Here is a 20686-nt window from a genome sequence, read left to right as displayed (position 1 = left end):
ACTCAGGTGTTCACTTGCGAGGCACGGCGTTTCAAGTTCGTCTTTGCTTTTGTAGCGGCCATATCAACTGCTTCGGCCAACTGAGCCTTTGTCGGAGCACACCAAACGTCGGACTTTTTAATGAACCCGCCTGCGCCAAGACATCTCCCCACCTCGGAGAAGTCCAATTCTCCCCAGGTCTGGTGATTTGCAAAATTCTGTGTCTCGGGCATCCAATCTGCCGCCAAGGCGTTGATGATTACTGGCGGATGCCCCATGAATGACTCCAATTGGGTGGCAATCGCGGTGAACGCTTCGGAATTACGGCGCAAGACAATTGCCGCGCGCTGATCTTCGCGCGCCACGAATCCAAAAAGATGGAAAGCCGATCCATCTAGGCCGACGACATGTTTCGCCGCCTTGTAGAGTGCTAGCTGACGCGGCAGTGAAAGACGTTGCGGATGGATCACGGTGTATCCCAACGCCTCCATATTTGCTTCCAGACATGCCTCGCTCAGCACGCCGCCCTGCCCGCCGAATTGTGTTCGGGAAATGTACAGCTTTTCCGGCCCATTGGGCTCTATCGAAGCCGCCATGACGTTTAGCAAGTCCTTGAATTCCGGCGTAGCGCGGGAAATTCGACCAAGCCCGAAACCCTGACCGGGAACGATCAGTTCGTCGACCTCGACCGGGTCTGTTACAATCCGAGCGGGGATCCCGATATCTAGGAGTTCGTAGAGTGCAGACTGGTAGCCCTTAAAATCGGTCAGTGCATCATGGCGCGGAACGAACAGAACACTCTCGGCGTCAACTCTTCCGCGAATCCACAACCGCGAGATCGTTTCCATCAGGAAATGGCCGAAATTTCCGAAGAACAAGCCGCCCCAGATATGACGTCCGGACCACTTCTCAACCGGAACGGGCCGTTCGCTCAGGGGTTGCGTAAATCGCTTACCAAACCGCCACAAAGCGGCATGCGCATAGTCGAAATCGCCATCCATCACGCCACATTGCTGAAGGTATTGCGATCTCGACGGAGGGCAAACAAGCGCACTGCTCACGGAAGTATAATCCCGCGACCATCCAGCTTCGGGCAAAGGTTCCGACATGCCTGCTCCATTCATCTGCTCGCAGGCATGTCTAGCGGTCTCAACCATTCAAGGCAACGACAACTGGCCGGCAACACAACCTGTCCGGTCAGCCTGACCAAATCCCTCAGCCAGGAAGCGATTCCCGGACCGCTCAGGTGCGGCAGGTCTTACCCTCGGCGAGCGCATCGAGGTCGGCCGGGCACAGTTCCAACTGCACGCTTTCGCTCCATCGATCCAGCGCTCTTGCGGACATCGTGACAGATCCCGGCTCACACCAGGAACGGCTCGTCGCGCATCGTCTCCGGTATCTCCACGCCGAGGCGCGCGAGGATTGTCGGCGCGAGCTGGGTCTGGTTCAGGAGCGTATCCGGCGCGGGTCCTTCGGCCGGGCCGAAGTAATAGAGCGCGAAGTCGCGCTGCACGTCCTCGGCCCCGCCGTGATGGCCGCGTTTGGACTGGCCGTGGTCGGCGGTCACGATGACCTCGTAGCCCGCCTTGCGCCAACGCTCGACATAGGGCGCGAGCTGGCCGTCGAGCTTGAAGCAGGCGAGGTCCATCTGGATGCAGTCGTGGCCGAAGCGGTGACCCATGCTGTCCAGGGTGCAGGTATGGAGCATGCCGTAGTCGATCCCGTGCCTCTCGGCCAGCATGGTGAGCGTCGCGAAGAGGTCGGCGTCGCAGGGCGTCATCTGGTTGTCGTGGCCATAGCCGGTCATCGTGTGGAAGCGGCCGTGGCTGATCGGACCCTGCCCCGGCTCGTCGTATTCGATGTCACGGACCGGATCGAAGGGCGCGCGATTGAAAAACTCCGACCAGAAGCTGTGGGCCACGGCGCCGGTGCGGCCTCCGGCCTTTGCCACCTCGGAGAAGACGTCCGGCTCGGCCACCCTGAAGATCGACTCATTCGATGTCACCCGGTGCACCTGGGGGCTGACCCCGGTATGAATCGAGGCATAGCAGGAGGCCGAGGTGGACGGCATGACCGACCGCATCCGCCAGACCCGCGCCTCGCCTGAGGCGACCCAGCCCTCCAGATTGCCGAAGAAGCCGCGCCAGTTGGCATAGGGCACGCCGTCGATGATGATGAGGAGAAGCTTTCGATCCAAGATATCCGCCCTTTCCCGCCGCGGCGCCGCGCCGCAATCCCGCGTAATCTTTGCCTTGTGCGTGCCGCGAGCATTGCCGAAAGCGGCATCCGCGAGTCGGCCTTCGACCGCGGACGGTCCCGGCGCCCGGAAACCGTGGCCGATGGCGACGAAACCTGGACGGAGGCAACGGCACGGCGCCCGTGCTCTCGGAACGGGCATGTCTAGTATGGCCCGCCGGTCAGGCGAACAGCGATGGGTTTAGGGCTCATCTCTGGCGCGCCTCGGCAGTTTCGCTGCGGCGCCACTGACAGCAGGTAGCGCCCCACTTTACACTGCGGCACGCGCCGATGCGCGCCATCGCACCGGACGCACGCGCCGCCACGCCATGATAGGATGTCAAGCTTCTGTAATCACTTTGGGATTTTGGCGCACCCGACAGGATTCGAACCTGTGACCTCTGCCTTCGGAGGGCAGCACTCTATCCAGCTGAGCTACGGGTGCGCGGTCCTCGCCTCTATAGCGACAAGTTTCCCGTCCCGCAATGGGGGCTTTGCATGGCCCGTTCGAGATCGAGGGCAGCCGGGCACCGCAAGCTGCGGCATGTCCGCCGCACCGCCGTTCTATCTGAAGCTGAAGGAGCATTCGGCCCTCGCTCCAGCGTCTTTCCCGGTTAGAAAATGGGAAGATGGCAGACCGAGAGCTGGAATCACCACGCATGGCCGAACGCCTCCATTGCTGCATTCGCGCGTCCCTCGCCAAGCGACTTCGCCCCGGCCGCAAAGAACCTCCCTGTCGGCCGGTCCTGTTTCTCGGCATTGGCGCGGTTCTGGTTCTGACCGCGTGCAAGGGAGGCGAAAGCGCCGCCACGCTGCCGATCCCGGTGCCGGGCGGGGCGGGAACGCTCGGCTCCTACTTCGTGCAATCCTTCGAACCCTACGAGGCCGCAGCGGCGGCACTCCGGGACACAACGGCGCGCTACCTCTTCCAGAAGAACGAATGGCGGTTCAGCGCCGTTCCGGGCCCCACCTTTTCCAGCTATCCCCTGGCGTCGGCCCGCACCGAATACGCCCATGCCGTCGGCTTGACGGGCGCGGGGCAGACGATCTCCATCGTCGACGAGGGTTTCCGGCAAACGCACGACACGATCGCCGGCAGGACAGTCGCCACATCGGGCGCGTTGCCGGTTGCGGATCATGGGACCGCCGTGGCCTCGGTCGCCGCAGGCTCGTCGTCGAGGATGATCGGCGTCGCGCCGGGCGCGAACCTCGCGCTCGGCAGTTCCGGCTCGGCTTCCTCGGTGACGGCGGCGACCCGCACGGCCCTGCAGCGTGGCGCAGTCGCCCAGAACAATTCCTGGGGCTTCCCGGTGCCCGCGACCTCGGCAAGCTTCGACACCGTCTTCGGCACTTCGGACGGTGCCGCCTACCTTGCCGCACTCGACGCCTACGCTGCCAGAGGCGTCGTCGTCTTCGCCCTGTCGAACGACAAGGCCGCGACCACCTCCGAGCTCATGGAGGGTCTGCCCGCCCTGCGGCCAAGCCTGGAGACGGGCTGGCTCGCGGTCGGAAACGCAACCCCGGCATTCGACGCCGCCAGCGTCCAGTCGGCGCAGATGCAATCCGCCTCCTGTCTCAACGCCGCCCGATGGTGCCTTGTCGCCGACGGAAGCTGGAACGCCGCCACCGCGGCCTCGAACAGTTCATACGGTTTCACGGTCGGCTCCTCGTTCGCCGCACCCCAGGTCGCCGGGGCGCTGGCGATCCTGGCCGAGGCATTCCCGAACCTGACACCGCATCAGTTGCGGCTGCGCCTGCTCGCCTCGGCCGACAATGGCTTCTTCGCGCCGGACGGATCGGTCGAACTCGTGCCCGGCTTCGTGCATGGCTACAGCGACGTCTACGGGCATGGCTTTCTCGACGTCAGGGCGGCCCTGCTGCCGATCGGCACGACCAGCATGAGCCTGCCCGGCGGCGTCGAGGTCAAGACCACCGGGCCGGTGATCGTCGCGGGAGCGGCCATCGGGGACGCCGTCGAGCGCAGCCTCGGCGTGATCGAGGTCGAGGTCACGGACAGCCTCGCGGGCGGGTTCCGGATGCCTGCCGGGGCGCTGACCGCAAGCTCGGTGCCGCGGCCCATGGCCGAGGGACTTCTGGCACGGGCGACCTCCGACGACCTTTCGGCCCGGCGCGCCGCCGCCGCGCAGGCACTGACGGAACCGTTCCGCGCGTTCAACGGCCGGACGCTCGATTTCACAAGCCCCGATGGCAGCCTGTCCGGCGCGCTCCTGATCCCGGCGAGCGGCGACGCGGACGCCGGATACGGGATCAGCGCCAAACACGCGCTGATCGACGGGCCGGTCGGGCTCGACATCGGCGTGAAGATCGCGCACGACCGCGGCGCGCTCGGGCTCGGCGCCGCGGATGACGGGCTTCCGGCAAGCGACCTCGTCGCCCTCCAGCTCGGCTTGACGGGCGAGAGCGCGAGTGGCGGGTTCATCTCGCTCTCCGGCGAGACCGGCATCGCCGATCTCGGTGCCCCGGCCTATCTGTCAGGCGTCTCGGCGGCGCGGTTCTCAAGCCTCGACCTCGATCTCGGCCAGCGCGAGGTCTTCGCCTCCGGCGACCGGCTGAGCTTGCGCGCATCCTTGCCGATGGCGGTGACCTCGGGGCGCGCCGAAATGGTTCTGCCGGTGGTCCGCAGCGCCGGACGCTCCGCATTCGAACCGGTGGCGCTCGACCTCGCGCCCTCCGAGCGGCAGGTCGACCTCGCGATCAGCTACCAGCGGCCGCTGGCGCCCGGACTGGAGTTCCTCGCCGAGCTCGCTTACGCGGAAAACTACGGCAACCGCGCGGGCGTTTCGGATACGGCCGGCGTGCTGGCGATCACCTTCTCGTTCTGATCGCCGGGGCGGCCCCTGCCCCGTCGCCCTTCAGGCGAAAAGCTCGTGGCAAAGCTCCAGCGCCTCGACCAGCGAATCGACCTCGGCGCGGGTGTTGTAGAGCCCGAACGAGGCGCGGCAGGTCGCCGTGACGCCGTAGAACTCCAGCAGCGGCATCGCGCAATGGGTGCCGGCGCGCACCGCGACGCCCTTCTTGTCGAGGACAGTCGAGATGTCGTGGGCATGCGCCGCCCCTTCCAGCGTGAAGGAGAAGATCGCCCCCTTGCCGGGCGCGGTGCCTTGCAGGTTGAGCCAGTTCAGCCCCTTGAACCGGCTCAGCGCGTAGTCGCGCAGATCCGCCTCATGCGCAGCGACATTCCCCATGCCGAGACCCATGAGGTATTCCAGTGCGACCCCCATGCCGATCTGCTGGACGATGCCGGGCGTCCCGGCTTCGAACTTCATCGGCGGGTCGTTGTAGGTCACCGCGTCCCGGTAGACGTCGCGGATCATGTCGCCACCGCCGAGGAAGGGCCGCATCTCGGCCATCCGCTCCTTCGCGATCCAGATCGCGCCCGACCCGGTCGGCCCGTAAAGCTTGTGGCCGGTGATCGCATAGAAGTCGCAGCCGATCTCGGCGACCGACACCGGCCGGTGCACCGCGCCCTGCGAACCGTCGACGAGGACCGGCACGCCTTTCTCGCGCGCGCCGCGGCAGATCGCGGCGACATCGACGAGGGTTCCGGTCACGTTCGACATCTGGGTGACGGCGACGAGCTTCGTCCGGGGCCCGATGGCAGCGATCACCTTCTCGGGGTCGAGCGTGCCGTCCGGCTCCGGCTCCACCCATTTCAGCACCACGCCCTGACGCTCGCGCAGAAAGTGCCAGGGCACGATGTTGGCGTGATGTTCGAGCACCGACAGCACGATCTCGTCGCCGGGCTGCATCCTGGGCGCGGCCCATGCATAGGAGACGAGGTTGATCCCTTCGGTCGTGCCGGAGGTGAAGACGATCTCCTCGGAATCGGGCGCGCCGAGGAAGCGGGCGACGATGGCGCGCACCCCCTCGTATTTCTCGGTGGCGAGGTTCGACAGGTGGTGCAGGCCGCGATGGACGTTGGCATATTCCATCTCGTAGGCCTGCGTGATCGCCTCGATCACGACGCGCGGCTTCTGCGCCGAGGCTCCGTTGTCGAGGTAGACGAGCGGCTTGCCGTTCACCTCGCGCGAGAGGATCGGAAAATCGGCGCGGATCTTGGCGACGTCGTACATGGTCAGACCTTCTCGATCGGAGGGAGGACGCCCAGCATCGCGAGCAGGACGGCAAGAACGGCGACAATGACGAAGAAGCTCGCCACCATCCCGACGAAGACCTTGGCGAGATCGCGAAAGCCGTGCAGCGCGGCGGTGAAATGCGCCAGAAGCCAGAGGAACATCCCCAGCGCCGCGAAGGCGATGAGCGTGGCGAGCGGCGGTGCTACGAACATCACGAGCATCTGCACGGCCTGCGCCAAGGTCAGCAGGAACTCGAGCCAGACGACCAGCAGCAGCGCATCCGCGAAGACGCCCTGCCCGCCGAAGATGCGACCGACGAACGCCATCGCCCCGGCGATGATCACCAGCGACAGGATCTGGAACGCCACCCCGAGCCAGGGGTCGGCGAGAACGGCGAAGACCGCGGCCTGCTGGTCGGAGGGCATGAAGAGAAGCGCGATCCGGGTCTCCAGAAGCGCCACCACCGCAACCAGCAGGAGCCCGAGCCAGCGCGCCTCCATCGGCAGGTCGAAATCGATCAGCCGCCGCGCGGCCTCGCGCGGACGGCGCAGCGTGTGCGCCACCAGGTCGACGATAACGGGGCCGATCGCCGTCATGACTTCGCTCCGCTTTCCGAGACGGCCAGCCCGCTCAACCAGAACCACAGGAAGACCACGAAAACGATCCCGCCCACCGCGCCGGCCTGCAGCCCCGGCCCGATGAAGCCCGCGACCATGCCCTGCAGCAGCATGAGCGGCGACACCGCGAGAAGCGCCCAGAAGAGCGCGATCCGGGCGCCGAAGTAATCCCCGCTGCCGCCGAACATGCGCGCCACGAGATGACCGAGCGCCGCGACCAGGTAGAAGGCCGGCAAGAGCGCCATGACCGCGAGGAAGGACGCCACCATCCTCTGGACGAGCGGCACTTCCGGCGCGAAATGCGCGGCCCGGCTGAGACCGGGCCACTGCGCGATGTAGATCACGACGAGCGCCGCGATCAGATAGGCGAGCGCACGGGCCTCGTGGCGCTCACCGGCCAGAAGCCGGCGCATCACCCTGCGCGGCCCCCGGTAGGTGGCGACGATGTCGTCGGTGACGGCCATCACTTCTTCCGGCGCTGGAGCCAGGCTTCGAGCCGCTCGACGATCTCGGCGGCGAGCGTCTCGTCCTCGATCTCCGCGATCGCGTCGGCAAGGAAGGACAGGACCAGAAGTGCCGTCGCATCCTGCTTCCCGACCCCGCGCGAGCGCAGATAGAACAGCGCCGTCTCGTCGATAGCGCCGGTCGTCGATCCGTGCGAGCATTTCACGTCATCGGCATAGATCTCCAGTTCCGGCTTGGCGAGGAACTGGCTGTCCTCGTCCAGAAGCAGCGACTGGCTGATCTGGTAGCCGTCGGTCTTCTGCGCGCCGGGCTTGACGAGGATCTTGCCCTGGAAGACGCCCACCGCGCCGTTTTTCAGCACCTTCTTGAACACCTGCCGGCTTTCGCAGCGTTCAGCATCATGGGTGACGAAGATCGTGTCGTCGTGATGGAACCGGCCATAGCTGCCATCGCCGAGGGCCGCGCCCGCGACATGCGCGATTGCATCGTCTCCGGCGATCTCGATCACGCATTCGTTGCGCGTCATCTGGCCGTTGACGGTGAGCGTGAAGCTCTTGAACGAGGCTTCCTCAGCAACGCGGGCGAAGATATGCGTGATCGCCCGGCGCTCGTGGTCACGGCCCTGGGCGCGGACATGGTGGAACCGGCCGCCCGCGGCGACATCGACCTCCATCACCTTGTTGAACCGCGCCGCCGCCGGCCCGGTTTCGAGGAGCGTCAGCTCCGCCCCCGGCTCGATCTTCACGCAGTGATGAAGGATCGCGTCGGAAGCCTCTGATTCGTGGCGGTAAACGAGGTGCACCGGTTTTGCGGCCTGCGCCGTCGCCCGGATCAGGACACCATCGGTCGCCGCCGCGGTGTTGAGCGCCGCGAAGGGCCGGACGACCGGCGACTGGCCCTTCGCCTCGAGCGCGCCGTAAAGCTCCTGCGCCCAGTGGATATCGGAGGCGCCGGCCTCCGCCAGCCGCGCGATCTCCACGCCCGCTAGCACCGGATCGTCGGAGACCTCGGCGTCAAAGACGCCGTCGACGAATACCAGCTTCACGCAATCGACACCGCCGAAAAGCTGCGACTCCTTCGGATCGAACAGCGCGGCCTTCGCCGCCTCGGTCGCGTTCAACACGGCCGGATCGGTGAATTTCCAGTACTCGTCCCGCCGCCCCGGCAGGCCCATCTCTCTCAGCCGCGCCAGAGCGTTGGCACGGGCATGGGCGGTGAAGCCACCTTTCGGCAAGTCGAGCGCGGCGAGCCGCGCTTCGGTCGCGGCCACGCGCGCCTCATCCTTCCGCATCGGGGCCGCCATCAGGCCAGCTCCGCCAGGATGTCGGCATAGCCGTTCTTCTCGACCTCGAGTGCAAGCTCGGGCCCGCCGGTCTTCACGATCCGCCCGGCCGCCATGATGTGGACGACGTCGGGCTGGATATGGTCGAGAAGCCGCTGGTAATGGGTGATGACGAGGAAGGCCCTTCCTTCGTCGCGCAACGCGTTGACCCCGTCCGAGACGAGTTTCATCGCATCGACGTCAAGTCCGGAATCGGTCTCGTCGAGGATGCACATGCGCGGCTCGAGCACCGCCATCTGCAGGATCTCGTTGCGCTTCTTCTCACCGCCCGAGAAACCGACGTTCACCGGGCGCTTCAGCATGTCGGCGTCGATCTTCAGCGCCTTGGCCTTCTCGCGCACGAGCTTGAGGAACTCCGCCGCGCTGACCTCGTCTTCCCCGCGCGCCTTGCGCTGGGAATTGAGCGCGGTCCGGAGGAAGGTCATGTTGCCGACGCCCGGGATCTCCACCGGGTACTGGAAGGCGAGGAAAAGACCGGCCGCGGCGCGCTCCTCCGGCTCCATCTCTAGGAGATCCTCGCCGTCGAGCGTCGCGCTGCCGCCGGTCACCTCGTAGCCATCCCGGCCCGAGAGCACGTAGGACAGCGTCGACTTGCCGGACCCGTTCGGCCCCATGATCGCATGGACCTTGCCGGCCTCGACGGTCAGATCGACACCCTTGAGGATCTGCTTGTCCTCTTCCTCGAGCTTGACCTGCAGGTTCTTGATATTCAGCATCTTTTCCTCTTTCAAACGGCAAAGGCGGCCCGCGGGCGCGAGGCCCGGGCCGCAAGGGTTTCGGATGGGTGTCGGTTCAGCCGGTGGGCGTGAGTCGGTAGTCCTTGCCCTGCTCGGCCAGCGATGCGGCGTATTCCGGCGAGAAGATCTGCGACCAGACCTCCGGCGCGTTCGCGGCGACCGCAATCTCGCCGTAGTGCATCAGCAAGCACCCGGCCAGAAGCGCCATGATGCGGGGCCGGGTCGAGAGGGGAAGGAAGAGGAAGAAAAGCGCCGCCAGCACGAAGGCGAAGAGCGCCATGCCGCGCTCGCCGAGATCGTAGAAGGCCGGCGGCAATCCCTCGGTCTTCGCCAGGTGGAAATAGGAGACCCGCCCAGCCAGAACTGCCGTCATGCCGCACAGAAAGGCAATCGAGATCAAGACGGTGCCGCTGAAGCTCCGCTGCGGCTGCTTGGCGAGACGCGCGGCGATCTTGTTGTAGTGACGCTGCGTGTGATGCCCGATCACGTCCGCATGTTCGAACTGGCAGCCGCGGTTGATCCGGTTGAGCCGTTCCGCGAACGCGGCCTTCTGGTCGATCACCGCGTTCATCTCTCGCCTCCGCACTGCACAGCTTCAAGAGCCACGCTGGGGAGGAGATGCGGCCGAATTCGGGTTCAGAACGTGGGTTTTTCGCGGCAAGACCGCCATCAATCCGCCGCAATGCGCCGCCGGCGCGCGGTTCGGTCGCGTTTTCCATTGCTGGCGCGGCGTTTCCACCGCCTGCGGGTCGGATCAAGGCGCGCATCGGTTTCGGTCCTAGACCCCGCCCAGAACCATCGCTGCGGCAACACGCCGCACGAAGGCTGCCATGCCGTCGGGGCCGGACGCCCGGTCCTTGAGGTGGATCGAGATGTCGGGCCGGATTGCCGCGATGATCCCGATGAGGTCGCCGCGAATCCCGTCGTCGAGTCCCGCGCCCATGATCACACAGGAGATCTCCGGCTCGGTCTCGAGTTGGCGCACGACCTCGCCGTGATCATGCGCGCCGAGCCAGCGGATCGGCATATCTTCGAGTTCATCCGCCAGATGGCCGACGATTCCGGGAAGTTTTCCAACAAGAAGAACGACAGGTTTCATTTCGGTATCCCCGCGGTTCGTGATGCCGAGATCATCGGCATGCCGTTGATTGCCTCGTCGTCGAGACGGGCGCCGGTAGTCGCGTTGACTCGGAAGAACGCCTCGCCGGCGGCCGTGCCATGATACACGGCGATGGAGCGCCATTCGATCGAAGGCATGGTCGTGGCAATCATCGCAACGCGTCCCGTCGAACTGGCCGGCAATCCTCGAAGCGAATCCGGATCACCCCACGCTCCCTTCCAGCGAGATCGCGACGAGGCTCTGCGCCTCCATCGCGAATTCCATCGGCAGCGCCTGCAACACCTCGCGACAGAAGCCGTTGACGACGAGCGCCACCGCCTCCTCCTCGTCCATGCCGCGCGAGCGGCAGTAGAAGAGCTGGTCGTCATCGACCTTCGAGGTCGTCGCCTCGTGCTCGACGCGGGACGAGTTGTTCTTCACCTCGATGTAGGGAACCGTGTGCGCCCCGCACTTGTCGCCGATCAGAAGCGAGTCGCACTGCGTGTAGTTGCGCGAGTTCTTCGCCTTCGGGTGCATCGAGACGAGCCCGCGATAGGTGTTCTGCGCCTTGCCGGCGGAAATCCCTTTGGAAACAATGCGCGACCGAGAGTTCTTGCCAAGATGGATCATCTTGGTGCCGGTATCCGCCTGCTGCATGTTGTTGGCGATGGCGATCGAATAGAACTCGCCCTGGCTGTCGTCGCCCCTGAGGATGCAGGAGGGATACTTCCAGGTGATCGCCGATCCGGTTTCGACCTGCGTCCACATCACCTTCGCCCGGTCGCCCCGGCAATCGGCGCGCTTGGTGACGAAGTTGTAGATGCCGCCCCGGCCTTCCTCGTCGCCGGGGAACCAGTTCTGCACCGTCGAATACTTCACCTCGGCATCTTCGAGGATGACGATCTCGACCACCGCCGCATGAAGCTGCGCGGTGTCGCGCTTCGGCGCGGTGCAGCCTTCGAGGTAGCTCACATAGCTCCCCCTGTCGGCAATGATCAGCGTCCGCTCGAACTGGCCGGTGTTCTCGGCATTGATGCGGAAATAGGTCGACAGTTCCATCGGGCAGCGGGTGTTCGGCGGGATGTAGACGAAGGAGCCGTCCGAGAAGACCGCCGAGTTCAGCGTCGCGAAGAAGTTGTCGGATTGCGGCACGACGCTGCCGAGGTACTTCTTGACCAGCTCCGGATGCTCCCGGATCGCCTCCGAGATCGAGCAGAAGATCACGCCCGCCTTCTTCAGTTCCTCCTTGAAGGTGGTGCCGAGCGAGACCGAGTCGAAGACCGCGTCGACGGCCACCTTGCGGGCCTCTGCCGGCGCTTCGTCGGCGCCTTCGACCCCGGCGAGGATCATCTGCTCTTTCAGCGGAATCCCCAGCTTCTCATAGGTGGCGAGCAGCTTCGGATCGACCTCGTCGAGCGATTTCGGTTTCTCGGCCATGCTCTTCGGCTTGGCGTAGTAGTACTGCGACTGGTAGTCGATCTCGGGATAGTGGAGCATCGCCCAGCGGGGCTCCTCCATCTCCTGCCAGCGGCGGAACGCGGCGAGGCGCCACTCGGTCATCCATTCCGGCTCTTCGTTCTTCGCCGAGATCAGCCGCACGATGTCTTCGTTCACGCCGATCGGCGCGAATTCCATCTCGATCTCGGTTTCCCAGCCGTACTTGTAGGCGCCCATGTTCTGGACCGTCTCGACCGTCTCGCGGTCGACGCCTTCACGCACTTCCAATTCGGCCTCAACCCGATCCTGATCCAATGCCATCGCCTTTTCTTTCGTCCTGTCCATAACTTGCCAGCGCCCCCTCACGCCGCCCTTGCGCGGAAGCGCGCGTGTGCCGCGGCCCAGACCTCGGTGAAACGGTCCACATCCTCGGGCCGCGTCTCGGGCCCGAGCGAGACGCGGAGCCCCGAAGCCGCCGCCACGTCGTCATATCCCATCGCCGTCAGGACCCGGCTCGCCTTGACCTTGCCGCTCGAACAGGCCGAGCCGGCCGAGACCGCGAACCCGGCAAGGTCCATCTGCATCACCTGGGTCTCACCCTTCCAGCCGGGTGTCACGAAACACGCGGTGTTGGGCAGCCGCGCTCCGTCCCGTCCGACAAAGATAGTCTCCGGCGCCGCATCGGCAATGCCGGCTTCCATCCGGTCGCGCAACGCGGCGACAGCCCGCCAGCGCCCCGCATCGAGGTCACGCATCGCCGCCTCGATCGCGGCTCCGAAGCCCGCGATCCCGGCCACGTTCTCGGTGCCCGAGCGCCGCCCCAGCTCCTGCCCTCCACCAAGGCTGAGCGGCTCTATGTCGAGCCCCTCGCGGACGATCAGCGCGCCCACGCCCTTCGGCCCTCCGAGCTTGTGCGCCGAAAGCACCGCCAACGAAGCTTCCGACCAGGCGAAGGCCCAGGGGATGCGGCCCACCACCTGCGTCACATCAAGCAGCAGGCTCGAACAGCGTCTTGCGCCATAGGGAAAGAAACCGTCCGCATCGCGTTGGGGCGGCTCAGTGATCGCTCCGGTCTCGGAGTTGGCAAGCCCCATGGCAAGCACATTCGCCCCGCTTTCCGCATGCGTGAGATCGAAGTGCGACCAGAGAGCGTCATGCGCGATGTCGTCGACGCAGACCGCACCGTGCGGAAACACCTGCCGCAGAATACCGGCCGCCTCTGTCGCGCCGGAGGTGAAGACCACTTCCCTCGGCTTGGCCCCGACCGCTACCGCCACCTGCTCCCGGGCACGCTCCACCACCGCTTTCGCCGCCCGCCCTTCGGCATGCACCGAGGATGGGTTGCCCACGACGTCGAGCGCAGCCACCAGGGCCTCCCTCGCCTCGGGCCTGAGCGGCGCCGAAGCGTTCCAGTCCAGATAGACGCGTCCGGTCACCGAACCCTCACTCTGAAAACCGCTCATTCGTCCACCACCTGGAACAATGCCGGCACCGCCGGGCAGGGTTTCAGCGTGTTGCCGATCACGTCGGAAAGCCGGGTCTGGTGCAGGAACACATAGACATGCGCCGAGAGTCCCTCCCAGAGGCGGTTTGTCATCGACTGCGCGCGGCTGCCCGACACCCCGCCCGAAGCGCCCGCGCCGGTATGGAGCGCGCTCACCGTCTCGTCCACCGCTTCGAGAACCTCGCTGACGCGGATGTCGGCAGGATCGCGCGCCAGCTTGTAGCCGCCCCCCGGGCCGCGCACCGATTCGACCAGGCCCGCGCGCCGCAGCTTTACGAAGAGCTGTTCGAGATAGGGCAGCGAGATGTCCTGACGCTGCGCGATCTCGGCGAGCGAGGTGAGCTGATCCTCCCGCACCGTCGCAAGGTCGGCAAGCGCCACCATCGCATAGCGTCCCTTGGTTGAGAGTTTCATCGTGCGAGCTCCGCAAAGAGATTGACGACAGGCGGAAGGCCGCTTAACTCCATTCCACCCGGTCACCGGCATCCGCCGGTATTTAGAACAGTTCTAGGGTGCCTGAGCAAAATCGTCAAGAATGGCTTGCCCAGAATTGACGCGACGGGCCCCCGCAGAGAGAAGACAGGCGATGCCAGAAGTCATTTTCGCCGGCCCGGAAGGCCGCCTCGAGGGACGCTACCATCCGCAGAAACAGCCCGACGCGCCGATAGCGATCATCCTGCATCCGCATCCCCAGTTCGGCGGCACGATGAATAACCGCGTCGTGCATCGTCTGCACTACGCGTTCTACGAGCTTGGCTTCACCGTCCTGCGCTTCAACTTCCGCGGCGTCGGCCGCAGCCAGGGCGAGTACGACCAGGGCATCGGCGAGCTTTCCGACGCGGCCTCGGCGCTCGACTATCTGCAGGCGATGAACCCCAATTCCAAGCATTGCTGGGTCGCGGGTTTCTCGTTCGGCGCCTGGATCGGCATGCAGCTTCTCATGCGCCGGCCCGAGATCACCGGGTTCATCAGCGTGTCGCCGCCGGCCAACATGTACGACTTCTCGTTCCTCGCGCCCTGCCCCTCCTCGGGCCTGATCATCAACGGTACTGCCGACCGGGTGGCGCCGCCGAAGGATACCGCCGCGCTCGTGTCCAAGCTCCGCGAGCAGAAGGGCATCACCATCACCCACGAGCAGATCGAGGGCGCAGGGCATTTCTTCGAGAACGAGGAAGAGCAGATGGCGCCGATGATCTCGACCGTGCAGGCCTATGTCCGCCGCCGGCTCGGCGAGCAGACGCGGTAAGCCGATGCATACGACGGAAGAGCTCGGGATTGCGCTTGCCGCAGACGTGCTCGCGGCGGTCGAGGAGACCGGCGACGAAGCGCTGGTGACCGAGGTCAACAAGATCGTCGAAGCCGCCTCCTCGGCCTTGCAGGAGGCCTATATGGCCGCGATCCGGGCACAGCGCGCCGACGCCAAGGCGCGCCTGTTCCTCGAGGCGCGGCTCAGGAAGGCGCTGGCGGCACGAAAGGGATGAGTGCCCGGCTCGATGCCCAGTTCGCCTTCCTGATGGAGGCGGACAAGCTCAAGCAGGTGATCCGCGCCACAACGCTTGCCGACGGCTCGCGACGCGAGAACTCGGGCGAACACAGCTGGCATCTGGCACTGTATGCTCTTGTGCTCGCCGATCACGCCGGTCCCGGCGTGACCATCGACCGGGTGGTGAAGATGCTGCTCCTGCACGACCTAGTGGAGATCGACGTGGGCGACGTGCCGATCCATTCCGCGAATGGCGAGGCGCATGGCTCGGCCGAAGTGGCCGCGGCCGAGGCCCGCGCCGCCGACCGGATCTTCGGCCTGCTGCCGGCCGACCTCGGCACCGAGCTCCGCGCGCTTTGGGAAGAGTTCGAGGCGGCGGTCACGCCCGATGCGATCTTCGCCAAGTCGCTCGACCGGGTGCAGCCGGTCCTGCACAACCTCGCCTCGGGCGGCGGCAGCTGGACCGAATACGAGGTGACCTTCGAACAGCTTGAAGCCCGTGTCGGCGCCAAGGTCGCGCGCGGCGCGCCGTCGATCTGGACCTATGTTCGGGCGCGGCTTCAGGCCTTCTTCCCCGATCTGTCGTAGCTGCCTGCGACAGAAAGGCGCTGGACATTCCCGGGCGTTTGGCGTGAGTGGCATGCAATAGAGCAGCCCGGAAAAACCTCCTTGTTTCATCGTCTTGTCCGAATTCTTCTGCTTGTCGGACTTGCCACCGGGCCGCTTGCGGCCGGGCGGATGGCGGTGGATCTCGCGCGCACGGCGCTCGTGCCGTCGCCGGTTGCCGCCATCGGCGAGGTCTGTGGCGACGGCCCCTCGGGAACCGGCACCCATGCGCATTGCGACTATTGCCAGATCGCGACGCCCGGCATGCTCACGGCGCCCGCAATTCCCCTTCGGAAGGCGCGCCGCCGGATCACCTCGACCCGCCGCGCGACCGCACGGCGCCTCGTCAGCCCTCGACGCTGGCATCGTCCCCCGTCGAACGCACCGCCACGGCATACCTGACGACATCCATCCCGCGCCACGGCGCGACTGAAAACTCAAGACATCAGGTACAGACATGAACGTCACCCGCATCACCGCGGCGGCCCTCGCGCTCGCCGCCCTCATCCCCGGCTCCGCCGCGCTCGCCCATGCCAGCTTCGAGACACCTGAGGCCGCGGCCGGCACCACCTACAAGGCCGTGCTGCGCATCCCGCATGGCTGCGAGGGCCAGGCGACCGAGAAGGTCCATGTCCGGCTTCCGGAGGGCGTCTTCTCGGTCAAGCCGATGCCCAAGGCCGGCTGGGGGCTGGAGACCATCAAGGCGAGCCATGCCAAGACCTACATGAATCATGGCAAGCCGGTCAGCGAGGGCGTCACCGAGATCACCTGGACGGGCGTGCTGCCCGACGAGTGGTTCGACGAGTTCAGCTTCCGCGGCACGATCGACCCCGAGCTCGACGCCGGCACGACACTCTATTTCGTCGTCACCCAGACCTGTGCCGGCGGCGAAGTCTCGTGGTCGGAGCTGCCCGACCCCGCCAATCCCGAAGCGAAGCTCGACCATCCGGCCGTCGGGCTGACGATTTCGGCCCCAGAGCACAAGGGGCACTGACCCGCCAGGCCGGGCAGCCCCTGCCCGGCCATCAGATTTCTTTCAAATTTCGGTATACCACCGCATACCATCTTTCCAGACCCCGTGATTTCCGCTATGTCACCGGCAACGAGTCAGTCCTCAAGCGGAGAAGAGAATGTCGAAGATCAAGGTTGAAAACCCCGTCGTCGAACTCGACGGCGACGAGATGACCCGGATCATCTGGGACTTCATCAAGAAAAAGCTGATCCTGCCCTATCTCGACATCGATCTGAAATACTACGATCTCGGCATCGAGGAGCGCGACCGCACCGACGACCAGATCACCATCGATGCCGCGAATGCGATCAAGCAGCATGGCGTCGGCGTGAAATGCGCGACGATCACGCCGGACGAGCAGCGCGTCGAGGAATTCGGGCTGAAGCAGATGTGGAGGAGCCCGAACGGCACGATCCGCAACATCCTTGGCGGCGTGATCTTCCGCGAACCGATCATCTGCCAGAACGTGCCCCGCCTCGTGCCGGGCTGGACCCAGCCGATCGTCGTCGGCCGCCATGCCTTCGGCGACCAGTACCGCGCCACTGACTTCCGCTTTCCCGGCAAGGGCAAGCTGACGATCAAGTTCGTCGGCGACGACGGCGAGGTCATCGAGAAGGAAGTCTTCGACGCCCCCGGCGCCGGCGTGACGATGGCGATGTACAACCTCGACCAGTCGATCATCGACTTCGCGCGGGCCTCGATGAACTACGGTCTCGTCAAGGGCTGGCCGGTGTATCTGTCCACCAAGAACACCATCCTCAAGGCCTATGACGGCCGTTTCAAGGATCTCTTCCAGAAGGTCTTCGACGAGGAATTCGCCGACAAGTTCAAGGCCGCCGGCATCACCTACGAGCATCGCCTGATCGACGACATGGTGGCCTCGGCGCTGAAATGGTCGGGCGGCTATGTCTGGGCCTGCAAGAACTACGACGGCGACGTGCAGTCGGACACCGTGGCGCAGGGCTTCGGTTCGCTCGGCCTCATGACCTCGGTGCTGATGACGCCGGACGGAAAGACCGTTGAAGCCGAGGCGGCGCATGGCACGGTGACGCGGCACTACCGCCAGCACCAGGCCGGCAAGGAGACCTCGACGAACTCGATCGCCTCGATCTACGCCTGGACCGGGGGCCTCAAGCACCGCGCCAAGCTTGACGGCAACGCGGCGCTGCAGAAATTCGCCGAGACGCTGGAGAAGGTGACGGTGCAGACGGTGGAGGACGGGTTCATGACCAAGGACCTCGCGCTCCTGGTCGGGCCGGACCAGAAGTGGCTCACCACGATGGGCTATCTCGAGAAGGTCGACGAATACCTGAACAAGGCATTGGCCTGAAGGGTTTCGCCCCGGATGAAATCCGGGGCGATCCGGCGGGGGGCGCTGCCCCCCGCGCCCCCCGGGGTATTTTGGCAATGAAGAAGACGGGCGCGGGCGTCCGGACCGTCGGGTCAGCCCTGCGACACCGTGAGCACTGGACCGACCGCGCGCGCGGACGCATTCCGGGGCAATGACCGACTCCACGCATCACAGCGCGATCGACGACGCCCAGGGCATCCTCTTCGGGGCCGGCATGGCGGCGTTCGGGATCACGATCCTGACCCATCTCGGCCTTGTCACCGGCCAGACCGCGGGGTTGGCGGTGCTGATCTCCTATGCGACGGGCTGGGGGTTCGGACCGGTCTTCTTCGCGATCAACCTGCCGTTCTACTGGCTCGGCTACCGTCGCATGGGCGGGCGCTTCGTCGTCAAGACCTTCGTCGCGGTGGCGCTGATGTCGGGGCTCGCCATGGTCCTGCCGCGCTGGCTGAGTTTCGCCGCCCTCGACCCGGTGCTCGGCGCGGTCCTCTTCGGCGCGATCTCCGGCGCGGCGCTCCTGGCGCTCTTCCGGCATGGCGCGAGCCTCGGCGGCGTCGGCATCGTCGCGCTCCATCTCCAGGACCGGACCGGGTTCCGTGCCGGCTGGACCCAGCTTGCCTTCGACGTCTGCGTCTTCGCCGCCGCGCTGACGCTCCGGGACGCGGGAACCGTCGCGATCTCGGCGCTCGGGGCGCTGGTGGTGAACCTCGTGATCGCCGTCAATCACCGTCGCGACCGCTACATCGCGGCTTGATTGGCACTGGCCATCGGGCCGGTTTTCCTCTATCGGGGCGCCAACCTCAGGAATTGGCGGACCCCATGGACCTTCGCAACATCGCGATCATCGCACACGTTGACCACGGCAAGACCACGCTCGTGGACGAGCTTCTCAAGCAATCCGGCGCCTTCCGGGAGAACCAGCAGGTCTCCGAAAGGGCGATGGATTCCAACGATATCGAGCGCGAACGCGGCATCACCATCCTCGCCAAATGCACCTCGGTCGAACATGGCGGCACCCGGATCAACATCGTCGACACGCCCGGCCACGCCGATTTCGGCGGCGAGGTCGAGCGGATCCTCAACATGGTCGACGGCGTGGTGCTTCTGGTCGACGCCGCCGAAGGGCCGATGCCGCAGACGAAGTTCGTGACCTCGAAGGCGCTGGCGCTGGGGCTTCGCCCGATCGTGGTGCTGAACAAGGTCGACAAGCCCGATGCTGAGCCCGACCGGGCGTTGAACGAGGTCTTCGACCTCTTCGCCAACCTCGGCGCCGACGACGCGCAACTCGACTTCCCGCATCTCTATGCCTCGGGCCGCGCCGGCTGGGCGGACGCGGAATTGGACGGGCCGCGCAAGGATCTGTCCGCGCTCTTCGATCTCATCGTGAAACATGTCCCCGCGCCGCGCCAGATCGCCGACGCTGAAAAGCCGTTCCGGATGCTCGCGACGACGCTTTCCGCCGATCCGTTCATCGGCCGCATCCTCACTGGCCGGGTGGAATCCGGCACGCTCAAGGTCGGCGACCAGGTCAAGGCGCTCAGCCGCAAGGGCGAGCGGATCGAGCAGTTCCGCGTGACCAAGATCCTTGCCTTCCGCGGTCTCGCCCAGACCCCGATCGATGCGGCGCAGGCGGGCGACATCGTCACCGTCGCCGGCATGACCAAGGCCACCGTCGCCGACACGCTCTGCGATCCGGCGATCGACGTGCCGCTGCCCGCGCAGCCGATCGACCCGCCGACGATCTCGGTCACCTTCGGCATCAATGACAGCCCCTTGGCCGGCAAGGACGGCAACAAGGTCCAGTCGCGGGTGATCCGCGAGCGGCTGATGAAGGAGGCCGAGTCCAACGTCGCGATCAAGATCGAGGACACGCCGGGCGGCGAGGCCTTCATCGTCTCGGGTCGTGGCGAACTCCAGATGGGCGTTCTCATCGAGAACATGCGCCGCGAAGGCTTCGAGCTCTCGATCTCGCGCCCGCGCGTGATCTTCCGCGAGGAGAACGGCGTGCGGATGGAGCCGATCGAGGAGGTCATCGTCGATGTCGACGACGAGTACTCCGGCGTCGTGATCGAGAAGCTCACCGGACAGCGCAAGGGCGATCTCGTCGAGATGAAGCCCGCCGGCGTCGGCAAGACCCGGATCGTCGCTCATGTGCCCTCGCGCGGGCTCATCGGCTATCACGGCCAGTTCCTGACCGACACCCGCGGCACCGGCGTTCTCAACCGCATCTTCCACGGCTGGGCGCCGCACAAGGGCGCGATCGAAGGCCGCCGCGTGGGCGTGCTGATTTCCATGGAGAACGGCGTTTCGGTCGCCTATGCGCTCTGGAACCTCGAGGAGCGCGGCAAGCTCTTCATCGGTGCGCAGGAGCAGGTCTACGAGGGCATGATCATCGGCGAGCACAGCCGCGATAACGACCTCGAGGTGAACCCCCTGAAGGGCAAGAAGCTGACCAATATCCGTGCCTCGGGCACGGACGAGGCGGTGCGTCTGACGCCGCCGGTGCGGATGAGCCTCGAAGAGGCCATCGCCTATGTCGAGGACGACGAGCTCGTCGAGGTCACGCCGAAGATCGTGCGGCTGAGGAAACGCTTCCTCGACCCGCACGAGCGCAAGCGCCAGGCCAAGGCCGGCTGAGGCATCCCTCCTGAAGCGGTACCGCACGGCTGTAGCGTCGTGCGGTTTCACCTGATTTTCTGATCGCGCATGTGCCTTCCGGGCC

22 protein-coding genes and 1 tRNA gene are annotated in these 20686 nt (G+C 65.6%); 9 read left to right on the top strand and 14 right to left on the bottom strand.

Features of this window, described 5'->3' with window-relative positions:
• Positions 1-2: 2 nt before the first annotated feature.
• From OM960_RS01100 to OM960_RS01090, 3 genes are all read right to left on the bottom strand, one after another.
• Positions 3-980: a glycosyltransferase family 61 protein gene (locus OM960_RS01100; RefSeq protein ID WP_264770783.1), complete on the bottom strand. Its 978-nt coding sequence runs from the start codon at positions 978-980 to the stop codon at positions 3-5.
• A gap of 359 nt (positions 981-1339) precedes the next feature.
• Positions 1340-2176: an alkaline phosphatase family protein gene (locus tag OM960_RS01095; protein ID WP_263332372.1), complete on the bottom strand. Its 837-nt coding sequence runs from the start codon at positions 2174-2176 to the stop codon at positions 1340-1342.
• Positions 2177-2582: 406 nt separating this feature from the next.
• Positions 2583-2659, bottom strand: a tRNA-Arg gene (locus OM960_RS01090).
• A gap of 214 nt (positions 2660-2873) precedes the next feature.
• Here OM960_RS01090 and OM960_RS01085 point away from each other — a divergent pair.
• Positions 2874-5057: a S8 family peptidase gene (locus OM960_RS01085; RefSeq protein ID WP_264770782.1), complete on the top strand. Its 2184-nt coding sequence runs from the start codon at positions 2874-2876 to the stop codon at positions 5055-5057.
• A gap of 30 nt (positions 5058-5087) precedes the next feature.
• Here OM960_RS01085 and OM960_RS01080 read toward each other — a convergent pair whose 3' ends face one another.
• From OM960_RS01080 to iscR, 11 genes are all read right to left on the bottom strand, one after another.
• The gene (locus OM960_RS01080; protein WP_264770781.1) at positions 5088-6308 is read right to left on the bottom strand and encodes a cysteine desulfurase; all 1221 of its coding nucleotides are present in this window, start codon (positions 6306-6308) and stop codon (positions 5088-5090) included.
• A 2-nt stretch (positions 6309-6310) separates the two neighbouring features.
• Positions 6311-6907 carry a Yip1 family protein gene (locus OM960_RS01075; RefSeq protein ID WP_263332364.1) on the bottom strand — a complete coding sequence of 199 codons (597 nt, stop codon included), beginning with the start codon at positions 6905-6907 and terminating at the stop codon, positions 6311-6313.
• Complete coding sequence (locus OM960_RS01070; protein WP_264770780.1) at positions 6904-7392, bottom strand: YIP1 family protein; 489 nt, start codon at positions 7390-7392, stop codon at positions 6904-6906. The genes OM960_RS01075 and OM960_RS01070 overlap by 4 nt, the downstream gene beginning before the upstream one ends.
• Entirely contained in the window at positions 7392-8696 is a 1305-nt protein-coding gene (locus tag OM960_RS01065; RefSeq protein ID WP_264770779.1) for a SufB/SufD family protein, read from the bottom strand. The genes OM960_RS01070 and OM960_RS01065 overlap by 1 nt, the downstream gene beginning before the upstream one ends.
• The gene (gene sufC / locus OM960_RS01060) at positions 8696-9451 is read right to left on the bottom strand and encodes a Fe-S cluster assembly ATPase SufC (protein WP_263332356.1); all 756 of its coding nucleotides are present in this window, start codon (positions 9449-9451) and stop codon (positions 8696-8698) included. The genes OM960_RS01065 and sufC overlap by 1 nt, the downstream gene beginning before the upstream one ends.
• A gap of 76 nt (positions 9452-9527) precedes the next feature.
• A complete protein-coding gene (locus tag OM960_RS01055) occupies positions 9528-10043 on the bottom strand; it encodes a hypothetical protein (RefSeq protein ID WP_263332354.1) in 516 nt (171 codons plus the stop codon).
• A gap of 207 nt (positions 10044-10250) precedes the next feature.
• Entirely contained in the window at positions 10251-10571 is a 321-nt protein-coding gene (locus tag OM960_RS01050; protein ID WP_263332352.1) for a hypothetical protein, read from the bottom strand.
• On the bottom strand, positions 10568-10744 hold the full coding sequence (locus OM960_RS01045; protein WP_264770778.1) for a hypothetical protein: 177 nt from the start codon (positions 10742-10744) through the stop codon (positions 10568-10570). Before OM960_RS01045 ends, OM960_RS01050 begins: the two co-directional genes overlap by 4 nt.
• A 49-nt stretch (positions 10745-10793) precedes the next feature.
• A complete protein-coding gene (gene sufB / locus OM960_RS01040) occupies positions 10794-12329 on the bottom strand; it encodes a Fe-S cluster assembly protein SufB (protein WP_264770777.1) in 1536 nt (511 codons plus the stop codon).
• Between the two features lie 41 nt (positions 12330-12370).
• Positions 12371-13471 carry a cysteine desulfurase family protein gene (locus OM960_RS01035; RefSeq protein WP_264770776.1) on the bottom strand — a complete coding sequence of 367 codons (1101 nt, stop codon included), beginning with the start codon at positions 13469-13471 and terminating at the stop codon, positions 12371-12373.
• A complete protein-coding gene (iscR, locus tag OM960_RS01030) occupies positions 13468-13926 on the bottom strand; it encodes a Fe-S cluster assembly transcriptional regulator IscR (protein WP_263332343.1) in 459 nt (152 codons plus the stop codon). Before iscR ends, OM960_RS01035 begins: the two co-directional genes overlap by 4 nt.
• A 172-nt stretch (positions 13927-14098) precedes the next feature.
• Between iscR and OM960_RS01025 the strand changes: the two genes are divergently transcribed.
• The 8 genes from OM960_RS01025 to typA all read left to right on the top strand — a co-directional run bounded on the left by OM960_RS01025 (position 14099) and on the right by typA (position 20601).
• A complete protein-coding gene (locus OM960_RS01025; protein WP_263332341.1) occupies positions 14099-14758 on the top strand; it encodes an alpha/beta hydrolase in 660 nt (219 codons plus the stop codon).
• Between the two features lie 4 nt (positions 14759-14762).
• Positions 14763-14993, top strand: coding sequence for a hypothetical protein (locus tag OM960_RS01020; RefSeq protein WP_263332339.1), 231 nt, complete (start codon positions 14763-14765; stop codon positions 14991-14993).
• Positions 14990-15583, top strand: coding sequence for an HD domain-containing protein (locus OM960_RS01015; RefSeq protein WP_263332337.1), 594 nt, complete (start codon positions 14990-14992; stop codon positions 15581-15583). Before OM960_RS01020 ends, OM960_RS01015 begins: the two co-directional genes overlap by 4 nt.
• 81 nt (positions 15584-15664) lie before the next feature.
• A complete protein-coding gene (locus tag OM960_RS01010; RefSeq protein ID WP_264770775.1) occupies positions 15665-16003 on the top strand; it encodes a hypothetical protein in 339 nt (112 codons plus the stop codon).
• A 55-nt stretch (positions 16004-16058) separates the two neighbouring features.
• Entirely contained in the window at positions 16059-16595 is a 537-nt protein-coding gene (locus OM960_RS01005; RefSeq protein ID WP_264770774.1) for a YcnI family protein, read from the top strand.
• A 136-nt stretch (positions 16596-16731) separates the two neighbouring features.
• Positions 16732-17943: an NADP-dependent isocitrate dehydrogenase gene (locus OM960_RS01000; protein ID WP_263332330.1), complete on the top strand. Its 1212-nt coding sequence runs from the start codon at positions 16732-16734 to the stop codon at positions 17941-17943.
• Positions 17944-18115: 172 nt separating this feature from the next.
• Positions 18116-18718, top strand: coding sequence for a YitT family protein (locus OM960_RS00995; RefSeq protein WP_264770773.1), 603 nt, complete (start codon positions 18116-18118; stop codon positions 18716-18718).
• Between the two features lie 65 nt (positions 18719-18783).
• Positions 18784-20601, top strand: a complete 1818-nt coding sequence (gene typA / locus OM960_RS00990; RefSeq protein WP_263332326.1) for a translational GTPase TypA — start codon at positions 18784-18786, stop codon at positions 20599-20601.
• Positions 20602-20686 lie beyond the last annotated feature (85 nt).

The organism is Defluviimonas salinarum (assembly GCF_026013545.1).
In the GTDB taxonomy this organism is placed as follows: Bacteria; Pseudomonadota; Alphaproteobacteria; order Rhodobacterales; family Rhodobacteraceae; genus Albidovulum; species Albidovulum salinarum.
This window is presented reverse-complemented; position numbering and strand designations above follow the sequence as displayed.

What these genes read in the sequence shown, in the direction of transcription:
- OM960_RS01100 (WP_264770783.1), bottom strand. Translation starts at nt 980, where the DNA reads ATGGATGGCGATTTCGACTATGCGCATGCCGCTTTGTGGCGGTTTGGT.
- OM960_RS01085 (WP_264770782.1), top strand. Translation starts at nt 2,874, where the DNA reads ATGGCCGAACGCCTCCATTGCTGCATTCGCGCGTCCCTCGCCAAGCGA.
- OM960_RS01080 (WP_264770781.1), bottom strand. Translation starts at nt 6,308, where the DNA reads ATGTACGACGTCGCCAAGATCCGCGCCGATTTTCCGATCCTCTCGCGC.
- OM960_RS01075 (WP_263332364.1), bottom strand. Translation starts at nt 6,907, where the DNA reads ATGACGGCGATCGGCCCCGTTATCGTCGACCTGGTGGCGCACACGCTG.
- OM960_RS01070 (WP_264770780.1), bottom strand. Translation starts at nt 7,392, where the DNA reads ATGGCCGTCACCGACGACATCGTCGCCACCTACCGGGGGCCGCGCAGG.
- OM960_RS01065 (WP_264770779.1), bottom strand. Translation starts at nt 8,696, where the DNA reads ATGGCGGCCCCGATGCGGAAGGATGAGGCGCGCGTGGCCGCGACCGAA.
- sufC (WP_263332356.1), bottom strand. Translation starts at nt 9,451, where the DNA reads ATGCTGAATATCAAGAACCTGCAGGTCAAGCTCGAGGAAGAGGACAAG.
- OM960_RS01055 (WP_263332354.1), bottom strand. Translation starts at nt 10,043, where the DNA reads ATGAACGCGGTGATCGACCAGAAGGCCGCGTTCGCGGAACGGCTCAAC.
- OM960_RS01050 (WP_263332352.1), bottom strand. Translation starts at nt 10,571, where the DNA reads ATGAAACCTGTCGTTCTTCTTGTTGGAAAACTTCCCGGAATCGTCGGC.
- OM960_RS01045 (WP_264770778.1), bottom strand. Translation starts at nt 10,744, where the DNA reads ATGATTGCCACGACCATGCCTTCGATCGAATGGCGCTCCATCGCCGTG.
- sufB (WP_264770777.1), bottom strand. Translation starts at nt 12,329, where the DNA reads ATGGCATTGGATCAGGATCGGGTTGAGGCCGAATTGGAAGTGCGTGAA.
- OM960_RS01035 (WP_264770776.1), bottom strand. Translation starts at nt 13,471, where the DNA reads ATGAGCGGTTTTCAGAGTGAGGGTTCGGTGACCGGACGCGTCTATCTG.
- iscR (WP_263332343.1), bottom strand. Translation starts at nt 13,926, where the DNA reads ATGAAACTCTCAACCAAGGGACGCTATGCGATGGTGGCGCTTGCCGAC.
- OM960_RS01025 (WP_263332341.1), top strand. Translation starts at nt 14,099, where the DNA reads ATGCCAGAAGTCATTTTCGCCGGCCCGGAAGGCCGCCTCGAGGGACGC.
- OM960_RS01020 (WP_263332339.1), top strand. Translation starts at nt 14,763, where the DNA reads ATGCATACGACGGAAGAGCTCGGGATTGCGCTTGCCGCAGACGTGCTC.
- OM960_RS01015 (WP_263332337.1), top strand. Translation starts at nt 14,990, where the DNA reads ATGAGTGCCCGGCTCGATGCCCAGTTCGCCTTCCTGATGGAGGCGGAC.
- OM960_RS01005 (WP_264770774.1), top strand. Translation starts at nt 16,059, where the DNA reads ATGAACGTCACCCGCATCACCGCGGCGGCCCTCGCGCTCGCCGCCCTC.
- OM960_RS01000 (WP_263332330.1), top strand. Translation starts at nt 16,732, where the DNA reads ATGTCGAAGATCAAGGTTGAAAACCCCGTCGTCGAACTCGACGGCGAC.
- OM960_RS00995 (WP_264770773.1), top strand. Translation starts at nt 18,116, where the DNA reads ATGACCGACTCCACGCATCACAGCGCGATCGACGACGCCCAGGGCATC.
- typA (WP_263332326.1), top strand. Translation starts at nt 18,784, where the DNA reads ATGGACCTTCGCAACATCGCGATCATCGCACACGTTGACCACGGCAAG.